General features: G+C 61.2%; 12 protein-coding genes and 3 pseudogenes. 5 read left to right on the forward strand and 10 right to left on the reverse strand.

Features of this window, described 5'->3' with window-relative positions; genetic code table 11:
• Positions 1-937: 937 nt before the first annotated feature.
• On the forward strand, positions 938-1,774 hold the full coding sequence (locus BJG92_RS17220) for an alpha/beta fold hydrolase (protein ID WP_232085204.1): 837 nt from the start codon (positions 938-940) through the stop codon (positions 1,772-1,774).
• Positions 1,775-2,107: 333 nt separating this feature from the next.
• Entirely contained in the window at positions 2,108-3,508 is a 1,401-nt protein-coding gene (gene lpdA, locus BJG92_RS17225) for a dihydrolipoyl dehydrogenase (protein ID WP_232085297.1), read from the forward strand.
• Between the two features lie 122 nt (positions 3,509-3,630).
• Here lpdA and BJG92_RS17230 read toward each other — a convergent pair.
• The 7 genes and pseudogenes from BJG92_RS17230 to BJG92_RS17260 all read right to left on the reverse strand — a co-directional run.
• Positions 3,631-3,776, reverse strand: a pseudogene (locus BJG92_RS17230) (IS256 family transposase); the annotation flags it as partial.
• Between the two features lie 730 nt (positions 3,777-4,506).
• Complete coding sequence (locus tag BJG92_RS17235; RefSeq protein WP_232085205.1) at positions 4,507-5,229, reverse strand: response regulator transcription factor; 723 nt, start codon at positions 5,227-5,229, stop codon at positions 4,507-4,509.
• Positions 5,217-6,455, reverse strand: a complete 1,239-nt coding sequence (locus BJG92_RS17240; protein WP_232085206.1) for a sensor histidine kinase — start codon at positions 6,453-6,455, stop codon at positions 5,217-5,219. Before BJG92_RS17240 ends, BJG92_RS17235 begins: the two co-directional genes overlap by 13 nt.
• Before the next feature lie 82 nt (positions 6,456-6,537).
• Positions 6,538-6,756, reverse strand: coding sequence for a hypothetical protein (locus BJG92_RS18580; RefSeq protein WP_308011683.1), 219 nt, complete (start codon positions 6,754-6,756; stop codon positions 6,538-6,540).
• Positions 6,757-6,923: 167 nt separating this feature from the next.
• Complete coding sequence (locus tag BJG92_RS17250; protein ID WP_232085207.1) at positions 6,924-7,436, reverse strand: hypothetical protein; 513 nt, start codon at positions 7,434-7,436, stop codon at positions 6,924-6,926.
• A complete protein-coding gene (locus BJG92_RS17255; protein ID WP_232085208.1) occupies positions 7,433-8,860 on the reverse strand; it encodes a DJ-1/PfpI family protein in 1,428 nt (475 codons plus the stop codon). Before BJG92_RS17255 ends, BJG92_RS17250 begins: the two co-directional genes overlap by 4 nt.
• A gap of 392 nt (positions 8,861-9,252) precedes the next feature.
• A complete protein-coding gene (locus tag BJG92_RS17260; RefSeq protein WP_232085209.1) occupies positions 9,253-10,203 on the reverse strand; it encodes a helix-turn-helix domain-containing protein in 951 nt (316 codons plus the stop codon).
• 102 nt (positions 10,204-10,305) lie between these two features.
• Between BJG92_RS17260 and BJG92_RS17265 the strand changes: the two genes are divergently transcribed.
• The 3 genes and pseudogenes from BJG92_RS17265 to BJG92_RS17275 form a co-directional block, all read left to right on the forward strand.
• Positions 10,306-10,998, forward strand: a complete 693-nt coding sequence (locus BJG92_RS17265; RefSeq protein WP_232085210.1) for a cyclase family protein — start codon at positions 10,306-10,308, stop codon at positions 10,996-10,998.
• Positions 10,999-11,726: 728 nt separating this feature from the next.
• The gene (locus BJG92_RS17270) at positions 11,727-12,590 is read left to right on the forward strand and encodes a glycoside hydrolase family 16 protein (RefSeq protein WP_232085211.1); all 864 of its coding nucleotides are present in this window, start codon (positions 11,727-11,729) and stop codon (positions 12,588-12,590) included.
• Between the two features lie 19 nt (positions 12,591-12,609).
• Positions 12,610-12,917 (forward strand): annotated as a pseudogene (locus BJG92_RS17275) (xylose isomerase); the annotation flags it as partial.
• A 179-nt stretch (positions 12,918-13,096) separates the two neighbouring features.
• On the opposite strand, the gene BJG92_RS17280 reads toward BJG92_RS17275, so the two are convergent.
• From BJG92_RS17280 to BJG92_RS18655, 3 genes and pseudogenes are all read right to left on the reverse strand, one after another.
• Positions 13,097-14,512 (reverse strand): dipeptidase, encoded by a 1,416-nt coding sequence (locus BJG92_RS17280; RefSeq protein WP_232085212.1) that lies wholly within the window; start codon positions 14,510-14,512, stop codon positions 13,097-13,099.
• Between the two features lie 731 nt (positions 14,513-15,243).
• Positions 15,244-15,545 (reverse strand): annotated as a pseudogene (locus tag BJG92_RS17285) (DUF4193 family protein).
• 79 nt (positions 15,546-15,624) lie between these two features.
• Entirely contained in the window at positions 15,625-15,723 is a 99-nt protein-coding gene (locus tag BJG92_RS18655) for a hypothetical protein (protein ID WP_374199825.1), read from the reverse strand.
• Positions 15,724-16,526: the final 803 nt, after the last annotated feature.

Here is a 16,526-nt window from a genome sequence, read left to right on the forward strand (position 1 = left end):
TCAATGACCAATAGTTTGCGCCGTGGCCGGCCATCAAAAAATGCGCCGACGCCGGGACAGGATTTACAACCGGCCCGTGGCACCACGGGTATGAAACTCATGAAGCTCCTCGCCGCCGCCGGCCTCAGATTGCACGCAGCTGCCCCATATCCGGAACCAAGATTGGGTTTCCCGGTCTTGACATTGACACCCCCGGGCAGCCCCAAGATCGCCCCGCGCTGCGGGTTGGGTGCGATCCGAAGCGACGCCACCAGCGCCGCCGTCTCGGCCTCAGCAGCCCGATCCCTGGAAGCGTCGAAAAACCACAGGATCCGGAACTACATCAGTGCGGCGTAGCAGTAGGACCGCATTGTGCAGACACTTAGGTCAGCAACGGCCAGGTACCCAACACCAATGCCGCAGCCCGTGACCGCCGCGCGCGCCGGGTCATCGACCTGAGCCACACGATCGCAGTAGGAAGGGCCACTTATACCGGGGTGCCCGCGCCGACCATCAGCTCCTATCTCTGCGAGAGGAATCACCGAGTAGGTTTTCCTAAGGATCGGATTTTTCGCTCGACACGGTCACCATGATCGGCAGCGCCGGTAGAACATCGACAGACCGCTCCACTGCTTCTCGGGGCCCCGATCTTGCCGGACCGGAGCTCGAATGACTTGTCGACCTGCAGCCGAGGTAGTACGTCTGCCCCAGACGCGGCAATCTTCCCTTCTCTTCGGCATTGCGGAGCAGGCAGAGAACACGTTACTGTACGAACGTTCGCATATGTAGTAGGAGAGGTGTTATGAGCGTGCCTGGCTGGATGGTTCCCGTAGCGATGCGGTTGTTGGACGCAGTAAGCCCTTACATCGCTGCCCGCCTAGCGTCAGTGCTGTTTTGGCATCTTGGCAGGCCATCTTCCGTCCGAGCCGTAGAACGAGAGGTCCACGAGTCCGCCGCCGTGGAACAGGTGGTGTTCGGCCGCACTGCAGTGACGGTATACACCTGGGGCACCGGTAACTCGGTTGTTCTGCTTGTGCACGGTTGGCGGAGCCGGGCGTCCCGGTTCAGTCATCTTGTGGAGGCACTGGTGAGCCGTGGTCACATGATCGTTTCGTTTGACGCTCCCGGCCACGGGGCGTCCGGGAAGGGACCTTCCAACGTAGTCGAATGGGCAGGCATCATTCGGGAACTGGAAGCACGCTATGGTCATTTCGACGCGGTTGTCGGGCATTCATTCGGCGTTCTTGCCGCTTTCCACGCGGTGCGGATGGGGGTCACCACGGGCCGAATGGTAACAATCGCTGGTGTGCATAGTCTTGAGCACCTCGTGACGTCCTTTACCCGAGTGATCCGGCTGCCGAAGCGGGCCCGTGTCCGCTTCCGAGACCGGATCAATCAGCAGGTGTTTGTCGACGGCACCTCCGAATGGGGGCAGATTGTGTCCCAGCTTGAGTCAGACAGCAGCTGGATGCCTCTTCTCGTGGTTCACGATTACTCGGATGCTGTAGTCGGCATCGATCAGGCTGGTCTCATTGCCGAGGGTCACGCTGATTCCGCTTCGGTGATGTACACCGAAGGGCTCGGTCACAACCGCCTGCTGGCCGATCGATGTGTTGTGGATGCCGTCACCGAATTCGTTTCAACTCAAGTCGAATCGCGAGTCCAAAACCCTGTACAACAGGAAAATGGAGTCTCGAACGGACCACCCCGGATCACGGAGGAGCCCGGCGTCGACGGCGCGTACTTAGGCGGCGCTGTCCGATGTACTGACACCAGGAAGAAACCAAGGCTGTGAAAGTAGCACTTTGTCTAGTTGACGGGAAAGTATGGACGACTGTAGAGCTCGGTGCGATTCCTTCATCGACGAGGCGGGCGCTGCGTGCAGGACTTGTCTGCCTCGGTTGCGGAGCTACCGTGGAGCTCCAGCGAGGACGCAATATAGGGCCTGCCAGGTTTTGTGCTGAACATGACCCGACCTGCCCTGCAGTGGCGTCTACGGCGAGCGTTTTCCGATTTCTGCAATAAGGACGCACTTCCACCATGCCCTCCTAGAGCCAGAAATACTTGACACAGTCACTCAGCCCAATCCGGCAAATACCAAGGAAGCGATACATTGAAAGAAGACCCCCTGAACACCCACTATGACGTTGTAGTCCTCGGCGCCGGCCCTGGAGGCTACGTCGCTGCAATCCGCGCCGCACAACTGGGTAAGAGTGTTGCCGTCATCGAAAAGCAGTACTGGGGAGGCGTCTGCCTAAACGTCGGCTGCATCCCGTCCAAAGCACTACTACGTAACGCGGAACTGGCGCACATCTTCACCCATCAAGCCCAACAGTTCGGCATCTCCGGCCAAGCCCTCTTCGACTACGGCGCTGCCTACGATCGCAGCCGGCAAGTTGCAGACGGCCGGGTCAAAGGCGTTCACTTCCTAATGAAGAAGAACGCGATCAGCGAGATTAACGGCCACGGCACCTTCACCGATCCCCACACCATCCAAGTAGCCCTCACCACCGGCGGCACCCGCAAGGTGACCTTCGACGATGCCATCATCGCCACGGGATCCACTGCCCGTCTCGTGCCAGGCGTCCAGCTCAGCGAGAACGTCGTCAACTACGAGACACAAATCCTCACCCGAAAACTACCAAATTCCATCGTGATCATCGGTGCCGGCGCCATCGGTATGGAATTCGCCTATGTCCTGGCAAATTACGGTGTGCAGGTCACCATCATCGAATACTTAGACCGAGCCCTCCCCAACGAGGACATCGAAGTGTCGAAGGAGATCGCCCGACAGTACAAGAAACTCGGCATCAGCCTCCTCACATCAACCAGAGTCGAGACGGTCACCGACGATGAAACCTCGGTCACCGTGACCTACTCGGCGCCAACCGGCGAACGGTCGCGCATTCGCACGGATAAGGTCCTCATATCGGTGGGCTTCGCACCCCGCACCACCGGATATGGGCTAGAGAACACCGGCGTAGAACTCACTCAGCGCGGTGCTATCGCAATCGACGACTACATGCGCACGTCTGTCCCCCACCTGTACGCCATCGGGGACGTCACTGAAAAGCTCCAGCTCGCACACGTGGCCGAAGCTCAGGGTGTCATAGCCGCCGAAACAATCGCCGGCGCCGAAACCTTTCCCATTGGCGACTACCGCATGATGCCCCGAACTACCTTCAGCCAACCGCAGGTCGCTTCCTTCGGCCTTACCGAACAGCAGGCTCGCGACGAAGGCTATGACGTCATCATCGCCAAGTTCCCCTTTACCGCCAATGGCAAAGCGCAAGGTATCGGAGACCCGACCGGGTTCATCAAACTCATCGCTGACACAAGGCACGGAGAACTCCTCGGAGCCCACCTCATTGGCGCCGACGTCGCGGAACTCCTCCCTGAACTCACCCTCGCCCAGAAATGGGATCTCACCGCAACCGAACTCGCACGGAATGTCCACGCTCACCCCACGCTGGGCGAAGCACTCCAAGAAGGATTCCACGGACTCACGGGGCACATGATCAACCTCTAGAACCACATCGAATACTCCCGGCTGGCCGGCGCACTACGTCTACTTGCCGAAGAACTGGACTTTGGCGAAATGCCCATGAGCTGGGGAGACCTTCTCAATAACGGTGTATCCGGCAGTTTCCTTTAGTTGTTCTCAGCTGCCGGGAATCGGTCGCCGAGGTGATGGCGAAGGCGTTCAAAGCGGGCTTCCAACGCAAGGCCCATCGCGTTCTTCCGGCACCGGCCGGATCGAGTGACCGGGTGACCAGATACATGAACTTTTGAATCGCCCCGGGTTTGCTTGACTCGGGCCACAACAAAACGGGCTGTTGCCTAGCAAATCGGACCACTCTAACGCCCGCACTCAACATACCAACGTGACAGCGAGGTTCACGATGACAGCTACAGGCTGGAGGGAATTCACCGCAGCACGATTCCTCCTTTGTTTCCAGCAGCAGGGACATGTCCGCCACCAGGTCTCCCGTGGTGCGGGAAGGCAGCACCTGGGCCATGAGCCAGCGCGAATAGCCGGAGGCCACGGTGAGCACACGAGGTGAATGCATGGCACCGTGCCCCGGTGGGAATGATTCGCTCGGTGGGAGGCAATAGGTCCCACGGGATCATTTCCCTGGGATCGAAGCTGCGGTGATTTGAGAGATCCGGGCCCTAATTTCGGCTGTCTTGGCGCGAAAGACCGAACGTCCTCCCGTGTAGCCAACCGACTGGCGATTTCGCGCACACACAGGCCTCCAGCCATAGCTGTCAAAGTTTCGCGGTTAGCTGGCGGAGGCTTTATGTTCCCGGGGTGCATCCCTTCGGGCCTGGGCGACCTCGATCCGTGCGGTGGCTTTCGCCTGGCGAATCGACGACGCCAGCCAGCTGCTGGAAGAAAATGACGCATCCATAGCGGAGATTGCCTTGACCGTCGGGTTCGCGACACCAGTGACCTTTTCGCCAGCGATTCCGGGCGGTCACAGGTGTGGCGCCGCTTGAATATCGCAGGGCGTTTCAATTGCGAAACTAGGCTCCCGCCCGCTTACCCCAGTCGTGATGCGGGCGCCGGCCGTTCAGGCCGTGTTCGTAGGCGAAGATGACGGCGTGCACGCGGTCGCGCAGCCCGAGTTTCATCAGGATACGGCCCACATGGGTCTTCACCGTGGATTCGGCCACGAACATGCGTTCCCCGATCTCCGTGTTTGTAAGTCCTCCGGCGATGGCCGAGAGGATTTCGCGTTCCCTCGGGGTCAGGGACGCGACAGCTTCATCGCCTCCGGCGGGTGGACCGGCGGGAAGCCGTTGGCTGAAGAGGTCCAGCATCCGGCGGCTGACCCTGGAGGAAATGGCGGCGTCTCCTCCGGCGACAGCCCTGATGGATGCAAGCAACTCGGCTGGTCCCACATCCTTGAGCAGAAAGCCGCTGGCACCGGCCCGGAGTGCCGCGAAGGCATACTCGTCGAGATCGAACGTCGTGAAGACAATAACCCGGGACCGCGGACACTCCTTAACAATCGTGCTGGTGGCCCCGATGCCATCCATGCCAGGCATCCGCACATCCATCAGCACCACATCCGGCGCAAAGGTGCGACACATTTCGATTCCCATCCTGCCGTCGGCGGCTTCACCAACGACCTCGATTCCGTCCTGGGCGTCGAGGACCATGCGGAATCCCATGCGGATGAGAATCTGGTCATCGACAAGCAGCACCCGGATCGGTCGCCGGGGTGAGGCAGTTACCGGTTCCATGAGGCTCCCTCCTGCGGGACGAACCGCGCGGTCACGGACCATCCACGGCCTACCATTGGGCCTGCCTCCATCGTGCCGCCATACAGTGCGACGCGCTCACGCATTCCCACGAGGCCGCGTCCGAGGTGGCCTGCGGGAATGACCTCGTGTTGGCCGTCGTCGGTCACCGAGACCGTAATCTCCTCGGCGCTGAACTGCAAGCCAACAACCACCGCCGATGCTTCCCTCGCGTACTTAAGCGCATTGGTGAGCCCCTCCTGGACGACGCGGTAGATTGCCAGCTGGATCCCGGGGTCGGCCGGAGGAACACCGGCTGATCGCAGGACCACTGGAAGGCCCGTGGAACGGAAAGGCTCCACCAGGGCCGGCACGTCCCCGACCCCGGGCGCTGGCACCACCGTGCCGGGTGGTTCCCCGGTGGTACCTACGTTCAGCACTCCGAGCATCCGGCGCATGTCCGACACCGCGGTGCGGCCCGTCTCGGCCACTTGACGCATGGCCGCGGCGGCGCGGGCAGGATCAGAGGGGGCAATCTCTGCAGAACCATGGGCGAGGGAAATCATCACCGCCAACCCGTGCGAGACGATATCGTGCATCTCGCGGGCGATCGCGTTCCGCTCCGCGGCTGCGGCGATACTGGCCAGGTGCTGCCGTTCCCGCACCAGCCGGTCCGCGCGGTCCACGAGAGCGGCCACGTAGCTGCGGCGCGAGCGGACGTTAAAGCCGACCAATGCCGCGATCACGAGCACTGCGATTGCCTGGCCGGCCTGGCCCGGGTCAACTATTGACCCGGGCAGGACCGCGGCCAGAAGGAGGACGCCGCTGGTCCCCAGCAGAGCACAGGCTGCATGCCGGGTCGACCTGTAAACGGCGACGGCGTACAGTGCCATGGCTGTCGCCACCGCTGCGAAGCTTGTCGGCGCCGGGAACGTGAAGAGCATGATGCCCGCGGCGACGGCCAACGAAAACATCGGAGCCCGCCGGCGGAAAAGCAGGGCAGCTCCGGAAACCACCACCGCGAGCAACTGAAGAATGAACCCCAGGCCATTCGTCTCGTGAACGATAGCGGTCGCGGCCAGCGCCGGCCCTGCATACGAGGCAGCGATCAGAAGGTCTGTGATTCGCGGGCCGGAGCGCCATCCGCGTTGCCGGATCGGTTCGTCCGGGGGACCCGCCGTCGGCAGAGCCAGTTCCTCCTTGCGCTCCCTGTCACCCGTCCCAGTCATGCCCCGGACTCTACCCGTCGTGACGTGCATAAATGGCCTCCTGTCCTCAGTCGGCGGGTACGGGTAGTTCCAGCGTGGAAAATCATTGGAGCGCAAGGACCAGGTACAGGGCTGCGAGGGCAGCTGAAACGGGGGTCATGACCAAGCGTTCGGGTTTGCTGCGGGAGATGGCGTTCATCAGGACGCCGAGCGCGAAGTATGCCGTCATCACCCATATGGTCACGGACGTAAAGGATTCGCCTATCAACGGCGGGGCCAGGTTGGCCTTGGCCAGCGCGGCATATGCGAAGAGGACGTACAAGCCTATGGAGACCGCACTTCCGATTCTGAGGTTGGCCGGGAGGACACGGTGTTGTCCGCCCCACGCCATCCTCCCGAGCGGGGCCCCATTTATTAGCGCTCCCTGGAAGACGGTCAGGCCTGCCAGAAGCGCGCAGGCGAGTATTGCGGAAAGCTGATCCAACGGCATTACAAACCACTCTCTTGTGCAGTGGCGGGCAATCGATGCGCCGGCTTGTGTCCGGCATATTCGCGAAAGCGGAGCATCATGGCGACCGCCATCAGCGGAATCATTGCCGCATGGCTGAGAGACATCATTGTCCCGGCTGTCATAACCCCCAGGAGGTAGGGGACCGCGGTCAGGGCTGCGGGAAGAAGCATCGCTGCCGACATTTCAGCGATAGCCTGCCAGGTGTGGCGCCGATGGCGCATGTACAGGACCATCGGCACGCTCATGTTGAACGCCATGATGATATTCGAGAGGACGGGCAGCCGGACCCACGGGTGGTCGACTCCGGCAAGGGCCACCGTCATCTCGTAGACGGGGTCAAGCACGAACATTCCCCCGTACATCAACGCAACCATCACACCGAGGTGCTTGGCGAAGTAGACGTATCCCGTCCGGTTCTTCGGGACGGCCTGCTGGGCCCCGCCAAGGGAGGCGGCCGGACGCTGATCGAGTTCGTGGATGTACCGGGTCATTTCATCTGTCCCTCTGCGCGACGGCTGATGGCGGAGCGAGTAACCACCGGCAGGGCGCCGATGAGGGTGGCAAGCAGCAGGCCGAGCACGATCAGGACCGGAACGCGTACATAGGTTTCACCGGCCGGCAGGTTCAGATGGGCAGTGGGATAGTCGATCATCTTGGCCGCCGACACGGCGGTGGCGCGGTCGGTATGTTGCGCCAGATATTCGAGGGCGCCGTCGAATCCGAGAGCTCCGTCGGCGCCGGCAAAGGCGTCGGCGGGAACATTGCGGGACGCGGCCCAGTCCCTCAACTGGGGGTCGATGTCCTGGTCCCGCGCCGCGCCGGGGGCGATGACCCTGTCCACCTGGGGTGCCTGGGTTTCCGGGACGGTGAGGAGGACCATACCGTGTCTGGTGGTGACGGCCTCCGTGGCAGCAACCGGCACGGCGCGGGCTGCGAAGGACATGTTATAGACCTCGAACGCGCTGGCGACGTCGGCTTCTCCTACTCCGTTGAAGAGCCCGACTGCGATCGTCGGCCGGAACCACGGGACGAGGGCGTTGAGTCCGACGGGGAGGTCAGCGGTGGTGAAGGACTGGACGGGTATTGATGCAGATGCCATGAGCGACCAGCCCGGGTAATTCATCAGGCGGCCTACGCGTTCGGCTTCGTCAGGGCCAGCCAGGTCCTCCATGACTTTCAGCGCGCCCGGAATGCCGGACGTGACACCGGCTGTGGTGGTGATCATGCCGTCCTGAACGTATCGCAGGCCTTCCGACCAATGAACCTGGGGATGGCTCTTCTTCAGAGAACCCAGACGTGACCAGTGGCCTGTCGCCCTATGGCCGTCGAGGACACCGCTCCCTGCCAGAACGTTCGATCCGTTGCAGACGCCCAGGATGCGGGCCCCGCGGCCTGACTGCTCCACGATCCACTCCCGCATCGCGGTTTCCTCCGGCCCCTCCGGAGCACCGACTGCGGGGACAACGACGACGTCCGGCTTCCGAGCCTTGCCTGATCGAACGTCCTCGAACGTGTACGTGGGCACTATCGCGGGGCCTCCGTCAATCGCTGCAGGAGCCGACTGCGCCGCAATTGTGTAGACGGAGAATTCGGGGGAGCTGGCAAACACCTCGTAGGGCGCAAGAACGTCGCTCCCCACGGTGCCCGACGAGCCCAGGACAACGGCGACAACGATCGCGCCCGAGGAGGACGGCCGGTTCACCGGGAATCCCTGCAGGCTCTGCTGAGGCGGCGCCACGTGGCTTTGTGCATCAGCCACCGCTACGCCCGCGAAGGCCAGCGCAGACACAGCGGCCAGGGATAATGCCACCGAGAGAGCGGTGTAGAAAAAGAGTCGTGAGCGGGAGGCCATGAGCGGGGTCTCGATTCTGTAGACGCGAGCTGCCACCGTGCGTGCGCCCTGCGTTGCTCTCACGCTACGGATTGCCCGTTTCCCAAACATCGGTCCAAGGGATACTTCCCAGCAAGTGCATGTGGTACCGGGGTACTACCCGTGTGCCATTTCGGCTCCGCCGGCTTACGAATGCCTGTGGCCGCCAGGTTGTTGCACGGCGTTGATGCGATGTCACCACCGGCATCCCGTTAGGTCAGGCAACTAAAAGAGACGTATGCCAACGTTGCACCAGCAACGAAATCGACAGTGGCGGTGCTCAAGAGCATCAGCTTAGGCAATCGGGCCTGACTCACCCGGGGCAGTCCTTTCGGCGATCAGGGCCGACGACAGTCGAAGTTTTATCGAGGCCGAGGAAGAGGCGGTGATGGCCATGAACCGACTACGGCAACATTGTAGGGACGGCACCGGCGGGACTAAGGACGGCCGCGGTCCGGATTCGGACGATACAGTCGCCGGTAGCTGGTGGGCGTCATTAAAAGCTCGCGCATGAAATGCAGGCGCATGTTTGTCGAAGTCCCAAGGCCACAGCGGTGGGCAATGGCTTCCACGGTCAGATCACTATTTTCTAGGAGCCTTCGGGCCTCCGCCATCCTTTGCCCCGTTAGCCACCTCAGCGGTGTCACGCCCGCTTCCGCCACAAACCGGCGGGCAAACGTGCTGGGTGCCCATCCGGCATGACCAGCCAAATCTCGAACCGAAATAGGCTCGGAGAGGTTCTTCCGAGCCCACACACAAGTCGCTCCGAAGAGTCCAATCGGGGCAGCGACAGGATTCTCGATGAACTGAGCCTGTCCGCCTTCCCTGTGGGGCGCAACAACCATGCGGCGGGCAATTCTGTTGGCAGCCTCGGTTCCGAAATCGTTTCTGACCAGATGGAGGCAAAGATCTATGCCAGCGGCAACACCAGCACTGGTACTAACTCCGCCCTCATCTACGTAGAGCACGCCGGCCTCGACGGTCGTCGACGGATACATCGCGGCCAGCCGTTCAGCATTCCGCCAGTGAGTTGTGGCCCGCTTCCCATCCAGGAGTCCCGCGGCTGCCAGAGCGAACGCACCCGTGCAGACGGAAATGATTCGCGCTCCGCGACGACTGGCCTGGCGCAGCGCATTACTCACCTCCTCCCGAGGGTCGTCCAACGGACTGAAACCCGGAACAACCACAGTGTCAGCAGCGCGAAGTAGGTTGAGTCCATGGGTTACTTGGATGGCGTAGCCCGTCGTCGTGGAAACGAGACCAGGTTCTGCGGCGCACACCTTGAAGGAATACCGCTCTCGCTCGTCTAGGTGGCCGAATACCTGGGCGGGTATAGCTAGATCGAATGCCACTACGCCCGGCAATGCCAGAGCCACGACGTTGTGCATGGCCATCACTGTACAGGTGAAAGAGGCGGTCGGCAGAATACTTTCGATATGCGGCAATTCTGCCCATTATTTTTCCAGAACTCGGCTGACAGGGTCGTACGTATGGAAATTTTCCCTCTTACAGCTCCGAGTAACAGCCGACGCGTCGTGGACCTGAGCCACACCATTGCAGAAGGCGTCATCACCTATCCTGGCCTCCCTGCCCCAACAATTGAGTCCTACCTTTCCCGAGCCGATTCGCCCTCCCGATTCGCCCCTGGAACGGAATTCTCGTTGGATACGATCTCTCTGATCGGCAACACGGGCACCTATTTGGATAGCCCGTTCCATTGCTTCGCAACGGGAGCAGACTTGGCCTCCTTGAACTTGGAGACCCTGGTAGGCCTTCGAGCTGAGGTAATCCATGTTCCAATCAAGTCCGGAAGGGGCATAACTCCTGCCTTGCTTCAGAACAGGGATCTGAAGGGCGCGGCAGTACTCTTCTACACCGGCTGGGATCGCTATTTCGGCACACCGGAGTATGGAGTTGGCGCGCCTTTTCTGACAGAAGACGGTGCCAGGCATCTGGTCCAGGCGGGGGCTGCACTCGTCGGGATCGATTCATTGAACATCGACGACAAGGATTCCAGCGGCGAAAGACCGGCCCATACACTTTTGCTGGCTGCTGGTATTCACATAGTCGAGCACCTCACCAACCTCGGAAACGTACCCGAGCAAGGGGCACGCTTCACGGCCGCACCTCCAAAAATCGAGAATTTCGGAACGTTCCCAGTCCGAGCCTACGCAGAAATCTGATCTCGCACCTGCGACGGCAAGCCGCTACTGACTGCGGTGTTTAGCCGTGGCAAACATTGACTCCTGAGGGACTTCAGCACGCTAGGACCTAGCCGCAGTGAAGCTGGAGCAATCACGCGAACGGCCCGCTCGCCTGCACATGTCCCGACGGCTGCCGTGGTGTGGGGGGGTGATCATGGGAACAGGGCAGGTCGCTTCACCGCTGGCGGTATGGTGGCTCACACCGTCCACTGTCTGTGCTTTCGCTCTTGCGGTTATCGCCTCGGTTTACATCGGTTTTGCTGTAGCGGACGGGCGTACCAAAGTGCTCGTGGTGGAAACCGGCGTTGCCGCCGTCTTTATTGTGGGCGCTGCATCGGCGATCACCGGCCCTGCCTGCATTTGGGGTCGCGTGGTTGGCAACACACGGGCTGAAGGACCTGTGGCAGCATCGTACGCAGTTCGTACGCAACACCCGGTGGTGGCCACCTTTCTGCGCCACTGTCGACTTCGTCGCCGCAACAGTTCTTGCGGTATTCCTCGTTACGGGAACAGGCTTCCATGCCTGACCGCGAGTCCAGTACGCATCAGCTGCCCCCTATTGGCGAGGAACCCACGCCTTTAGGATGGGGTGAGATCGTCAATCTGAGTTGCGACATCAGGAGGGCCGGTTTCTGCGCCCGGCTTTTGGCCGATGCCCCAGTTGGAGGGGCGGGTCCACGCAAACGTCTAAAAGAGGAAGACCACAGATGAGCAACGACATTGACCACATGGCCGACAATGAAAGCACCACAGGCCGGCGCCTCGACCGCAGTCAATATATTCTGGAGTTCTGTGACACTTTTGAGGGACCCGATCTGCAGAGCACGAAATGGATTCCGAGCTACCTCCCGCAATGGAGCAATACCGAACGAGCACGGGCCAGGTATCGCCTCGATTCCGGGGTACTGGCCTTAATGATTGAAGAGGACCAGCCTCCTTGGTCCCCAGAACACAATGGCGGCCTCCGCGTTTCCAACCTTCAAACCGGGCTGTTCTCAGGGCCACTGGGAAGCACCGCAGGCCAGCACAAGTTCACAGAGGGACTAATAGTCTGCGAGGCCCAGACTGAGCAGCGGCTGTACACCCCTCACTACGGACTCATTGAAGCCCGCGTTGCTGCCATCGCCGATCCCGCCTGCATGGTTGCGTTGTGGATGATCGGCTTTGAAGACGTCCCGGAACAATCGGCAGAAATATGTATCTTCGAGATCTTCGGCTCTGACATTGGCACTGACACCGCAATAGCAGGACTCGGAATACATCCTTTCGGCGACCCCCTCCTGCACGATGAGTTCCTGAAAATCCAGTTGGATGCTGACGTAACCGATTTTCACACTTACAGTGCTGATTGGACCCCGGACTGCGTCAACTTCTACTTCGACGACCAGTTCGTTGCCAAAGTCGAGCAGTCGCCGAACTACCCGATGCAGCTCATGCTCAATGTCTACGAGTTCGAGGGCGCACCCCCCTCTCCGTATCCAAAGAAGTTTCTGGTTGACTGGGTCCGCGGCTACCAACAGGCAGACCCGGCTGCGGCACGCGCAAAGCCCGCATCCACGGTAAACGTCTGAAGTTCAGAACGTGAAGTCGGGCCACGCTCTGGCGATCATCCAAACGCTCGAACGCCCGGAAGCGGTCGGCATCAATCCGGAACCGGGCACGAGCAGATGGCAAGTATGAAACTTTTAGCCACGGGATGGCCCAGGCGCTCTATCAGGGCAAGCTTTTCCACACCGAACTCAACGGCCAGCGCAGCATCAAGTTAGACCAGGACCTGGTGTTCGACCACTGCGACCTGCAGAACGCATTCGCCCTGGTGGACCTGCGTGAAAACGGCGGACCCGACAGCCGGCCCCGCCTTCGACTGTCCGCGGCACTTCGACTACAAACCCAGCCGCGCCTAGGACATCGACGGCGCACGGGACTCCCGTCGCCGCCAACATGCAGATTTGCCCTCAAACCCACCCTTCCGGACGAACGGCCTTACGCGAAACCTTCAGCTCAAAACCCGAACGCCAGACCTGTTACGAGTTGCATCATCCGCCAGCCGTTTCACCAACTAGCTGGGTTAGAACGGCTAGCCCGCGCCTTCCTCGTTCAGACGGGCCAGCAGCAGGGCCTCGGCGACGATCGCGTTCCGAAAATCGCCCAGGTGCAGCGATTCATTAGCGCTGTGGGCGCGGGAATCGGGATCCTCGACGCCAGTAACCAGGATCTGCGCATCCGGGTAAACCTCGGTCAGGTCCGCGATGAACGGGATGGATCCGCCGATCCCCATTTCAACCGCGGGTACGCCCCAAGCCTCCCCCAGAGCCCACATGGCAACGGACGCGGCCTTCGAGCTGGTGTCCGTCAGGAAGGAGTTGCCGCTCCCCCCCGGTGTGAACACTACCTGCGCGCCGAACGGCGCGTTGTCTTCTACGTGCCGGCGGACCATCTCCATTGCTGCCGCCGGATCCTGTCCGGGGGCAAGGCGGAGGCTGAACTTGGCCTGTGCGCGCGGCAGTAGGGTGTTAGAGGCGACGTCCACGGCAGGGGCGTCAAAGCCGATGATGGACAGTGCCGGTTTGGTCCACATGCGTGAGGCAATGCTCCCGCTCCCGGCGAGCTTCACGCCCTCGAGCACGGAGGCGTCGGCGCGGAACTCCTCCTCAGAGAGGTCCACGGCGACGTCGTCCCGGCTCACCAGGCCCTCGATCGCGACGCTGCCGTGGTCGTCGTGGAGGGTCGCGATCAGGCGGGCCAGCAGGGTCGGAGCGTCGAGTACCGGGCCGCCGAACATGCCCGAATGCACCGCGTGGTCCAAGACTTGGACTTCGATGGTGCCGTCCACCATGCCGCGCAAGCTGGTGGTCAGGGCAGGAATGCCCACCTTCCAGTTACTGGAGTCGGCCACGACGATCACCTCCGCGCGCAGCAACTCGCGGTGGGCCTCGAGGAACGACCGGAACGTAGGCGATCCCGCCTCCTCTTCGCCCTCAAAGAAGAATGTCACGCCCAGGCCCAGTTCATCCCCGAGCAAACGTGTCAGGGCCGAGTAGGCGGCAATATGAGCGAGGACGCCGGCCTTGTCGTCCGCGGCACCGCGGCCGAAGAGCCGCCCGTCGCGTTCGACTGCGGTGAAGGGTTCAGTTTCCCAGAGTGCGAGGCTGCCTGTGGGCTGGACGTCGTGGTGGGCGTACAGCAGCACGGTGGGCTTTCCCTCGGCGGCCGGGCGACGGGCGATGACGGCGGGCCCGCCTGGCGTCCCGTCCTCCTTGTCGCAGCGGAGAATCCGGACGTCGTCGAATCCGCTGGCCCGCACCAGGGCCGCGACTGCATCGGCGCTGCGGTTCAGCGGGGCCGGGTCGAAGCCTGGCCAGGCGATGCCCGGGATGGCCACAAGGTCCTTCAGCTGGCTGATCGTTTGATCGAACGATTCGGCGACGGCCTGACGGACCGCTACGGCATCGATGGTGGTGGTCTGCGGGTTCCCCGCGATGGATGAAGTCATGGCCAACACACTACCCGTGATCAATCAAATTTGCGTGCCAGCGCACATATATCTCACGGCAGAAGCTTTGTCGTCAGAGTCACCCGGACTGTTGATCTTTTTGACAACGAGTTCTTGGAGAGGGGGTTCAGGGTTGCTGACGGAAGCTTTGTTGCTGCGAAATCTGAGCTGATCTACGAGATCTCGACGGGGTGGGGGCCGGTACGGGGCCGTATACTTCGCCTGCGGCTTCCTTGGTCTTGGGAAGAACAGGGAAGATTGCAGAGTCCTGGCCAGTCGGCCTCGTTCAGACTCGGAACCGGCCCGTTAATAGCACCCAACCCTCGGAAGTCGGTATCGCCGAGTTCGGGGACTCTGACTTTACGAAACTAGCCGGATCATCCGCGGTAAATCGAGATTCAGCCATCGCTCGCTTTGAAGACCTTGAACGCGTGGCCACAGAGTTGTGCGAACCCATTGGGTACCGGTTTCCGCCCCTCCCTCAAGCGGAGGACGACACTGATGGCGACTATATCGAAACCATTGCGACCCAGATTCCACCAGCGCTCAAGCTGGAGTCACAGGACCTCATTTTGAACCTGGCTAGCCCGATGGAACGCCGTGGCATAGTTGTGGCCGTGAATTCGTGAAGGGCATGACGGCGCGTCACGAGCTTCTAAGCGACTTCAGCGACCAGTCATTGCCTTGGCTGATGGCTCGCCCCATAGCTGGGCCTCCGGAGCGGGGTAGTCCTAACCCTCGGACTCGATGCAGCACGAGGGGCCGTCCTTTTCGCGCGCGAGCTCGGACCGTTGCCGGACTAGGAAACAGGAATAGCAGGTGAACTCGTCCTCGGCTTGGGGAATGATCTGAACAATGAGTTCTTCGGAGACAAACTCCCCGCCGGGATTCAGGCCTCATCCAGTGCGTCGGATTCGTCCAGCTCCCGGCCGACGCTCTGGGCGTTCGGTGCATTGGCGGACTGCAGCGCCTCAAGGGAGCGGTCCTGGGATTCCTAGACGTCGGAACGTACTTCGTCGTAATCGGTTGCCACTTAGGTCATTCTCTTTTCTGGCGTTCTTAGCTGGTGAGATTGCAACGGACACCTTGCTCGGGTTTGAACTTGCCAGCCTTCAGTTCTGCGACACGTAACGGTCAGAAGGGACGTGGAAAAGCATGAGGTCGATGAAGAAGTCATCTCCATCGACGTCGAGGTGGTATTGCCGGCCGATGAAAGCGAAGCCGGGCCCGAACTCGCCAGCGTCTGCGCCATGCGCAGCGTCATGGCCTCCTTGATGGCATGTTCCTGGGCGTCTTCGATGAGACCAAGGAAGTCGAGTACCAGAGGGCCCTTGGCAACCTCCCGCGCCAGGTCGTTACCCTCCCCGGGCTAGTCTTGCCTCGAGGTTGTTCGGGGCCGCACCGCTCCGCGTCTGGAGGCGGGTTAGGATCTGATGTTCCAGCGCGGCCACCGACCAGCCATGCCCGGCAGCTCTGGCCGCGTACCACCGGGGCAGCTCATGGTCGTCCAGCTAGCTCAGGAGCGCGACGTTGTGGCTCCAGCTCAATTGTCCAGACGGTGTCTGGACAATTGAGTCCGGGCCGTTCCATGCCGCAGCGAACGCACGCACGTTCTAGAGATTTCTTCTGGAGAATCCTTTCATGTGGGAAAACTTCGTCCTAAGGTCGCGTGCCAGCCGGTCCAGGACCTTACTCCCCCCATGGCTCGCTCATCTGCCTGTCCAGGATCGTCCGCCCAATGCTCCAGTAAAGCTCGATCATTGCTGATTCACCACGCGCTGCGCCCGGTATTGAGCTTCGCGTACGAGCCCTTTCAGGGTCGTGAGGGCAGCGGCATAGTCTCGTGCGGCATTGCTGGAGGCCCTTCGACCCCGTCAATATAGGGGTGGATTGTGAAAAAGTGAATCATCTCTAGGGTTTTTGCTGTGCGCCGTAGTGGCCTGTAACCGTCGAGTTTGATCGTCTAGCTCGGTGGGTCACCGACTCAAGGATACCGGTGCTCACAGTTTGCGTC

The organism is Arthrobacter sp. SO5 (assembly GCF_020532805.1).
GTDB lineage: Bacteria > Actinomycetota > Actinomycetes > Actinomycetales > Micrococcaceae > Arthrobacter.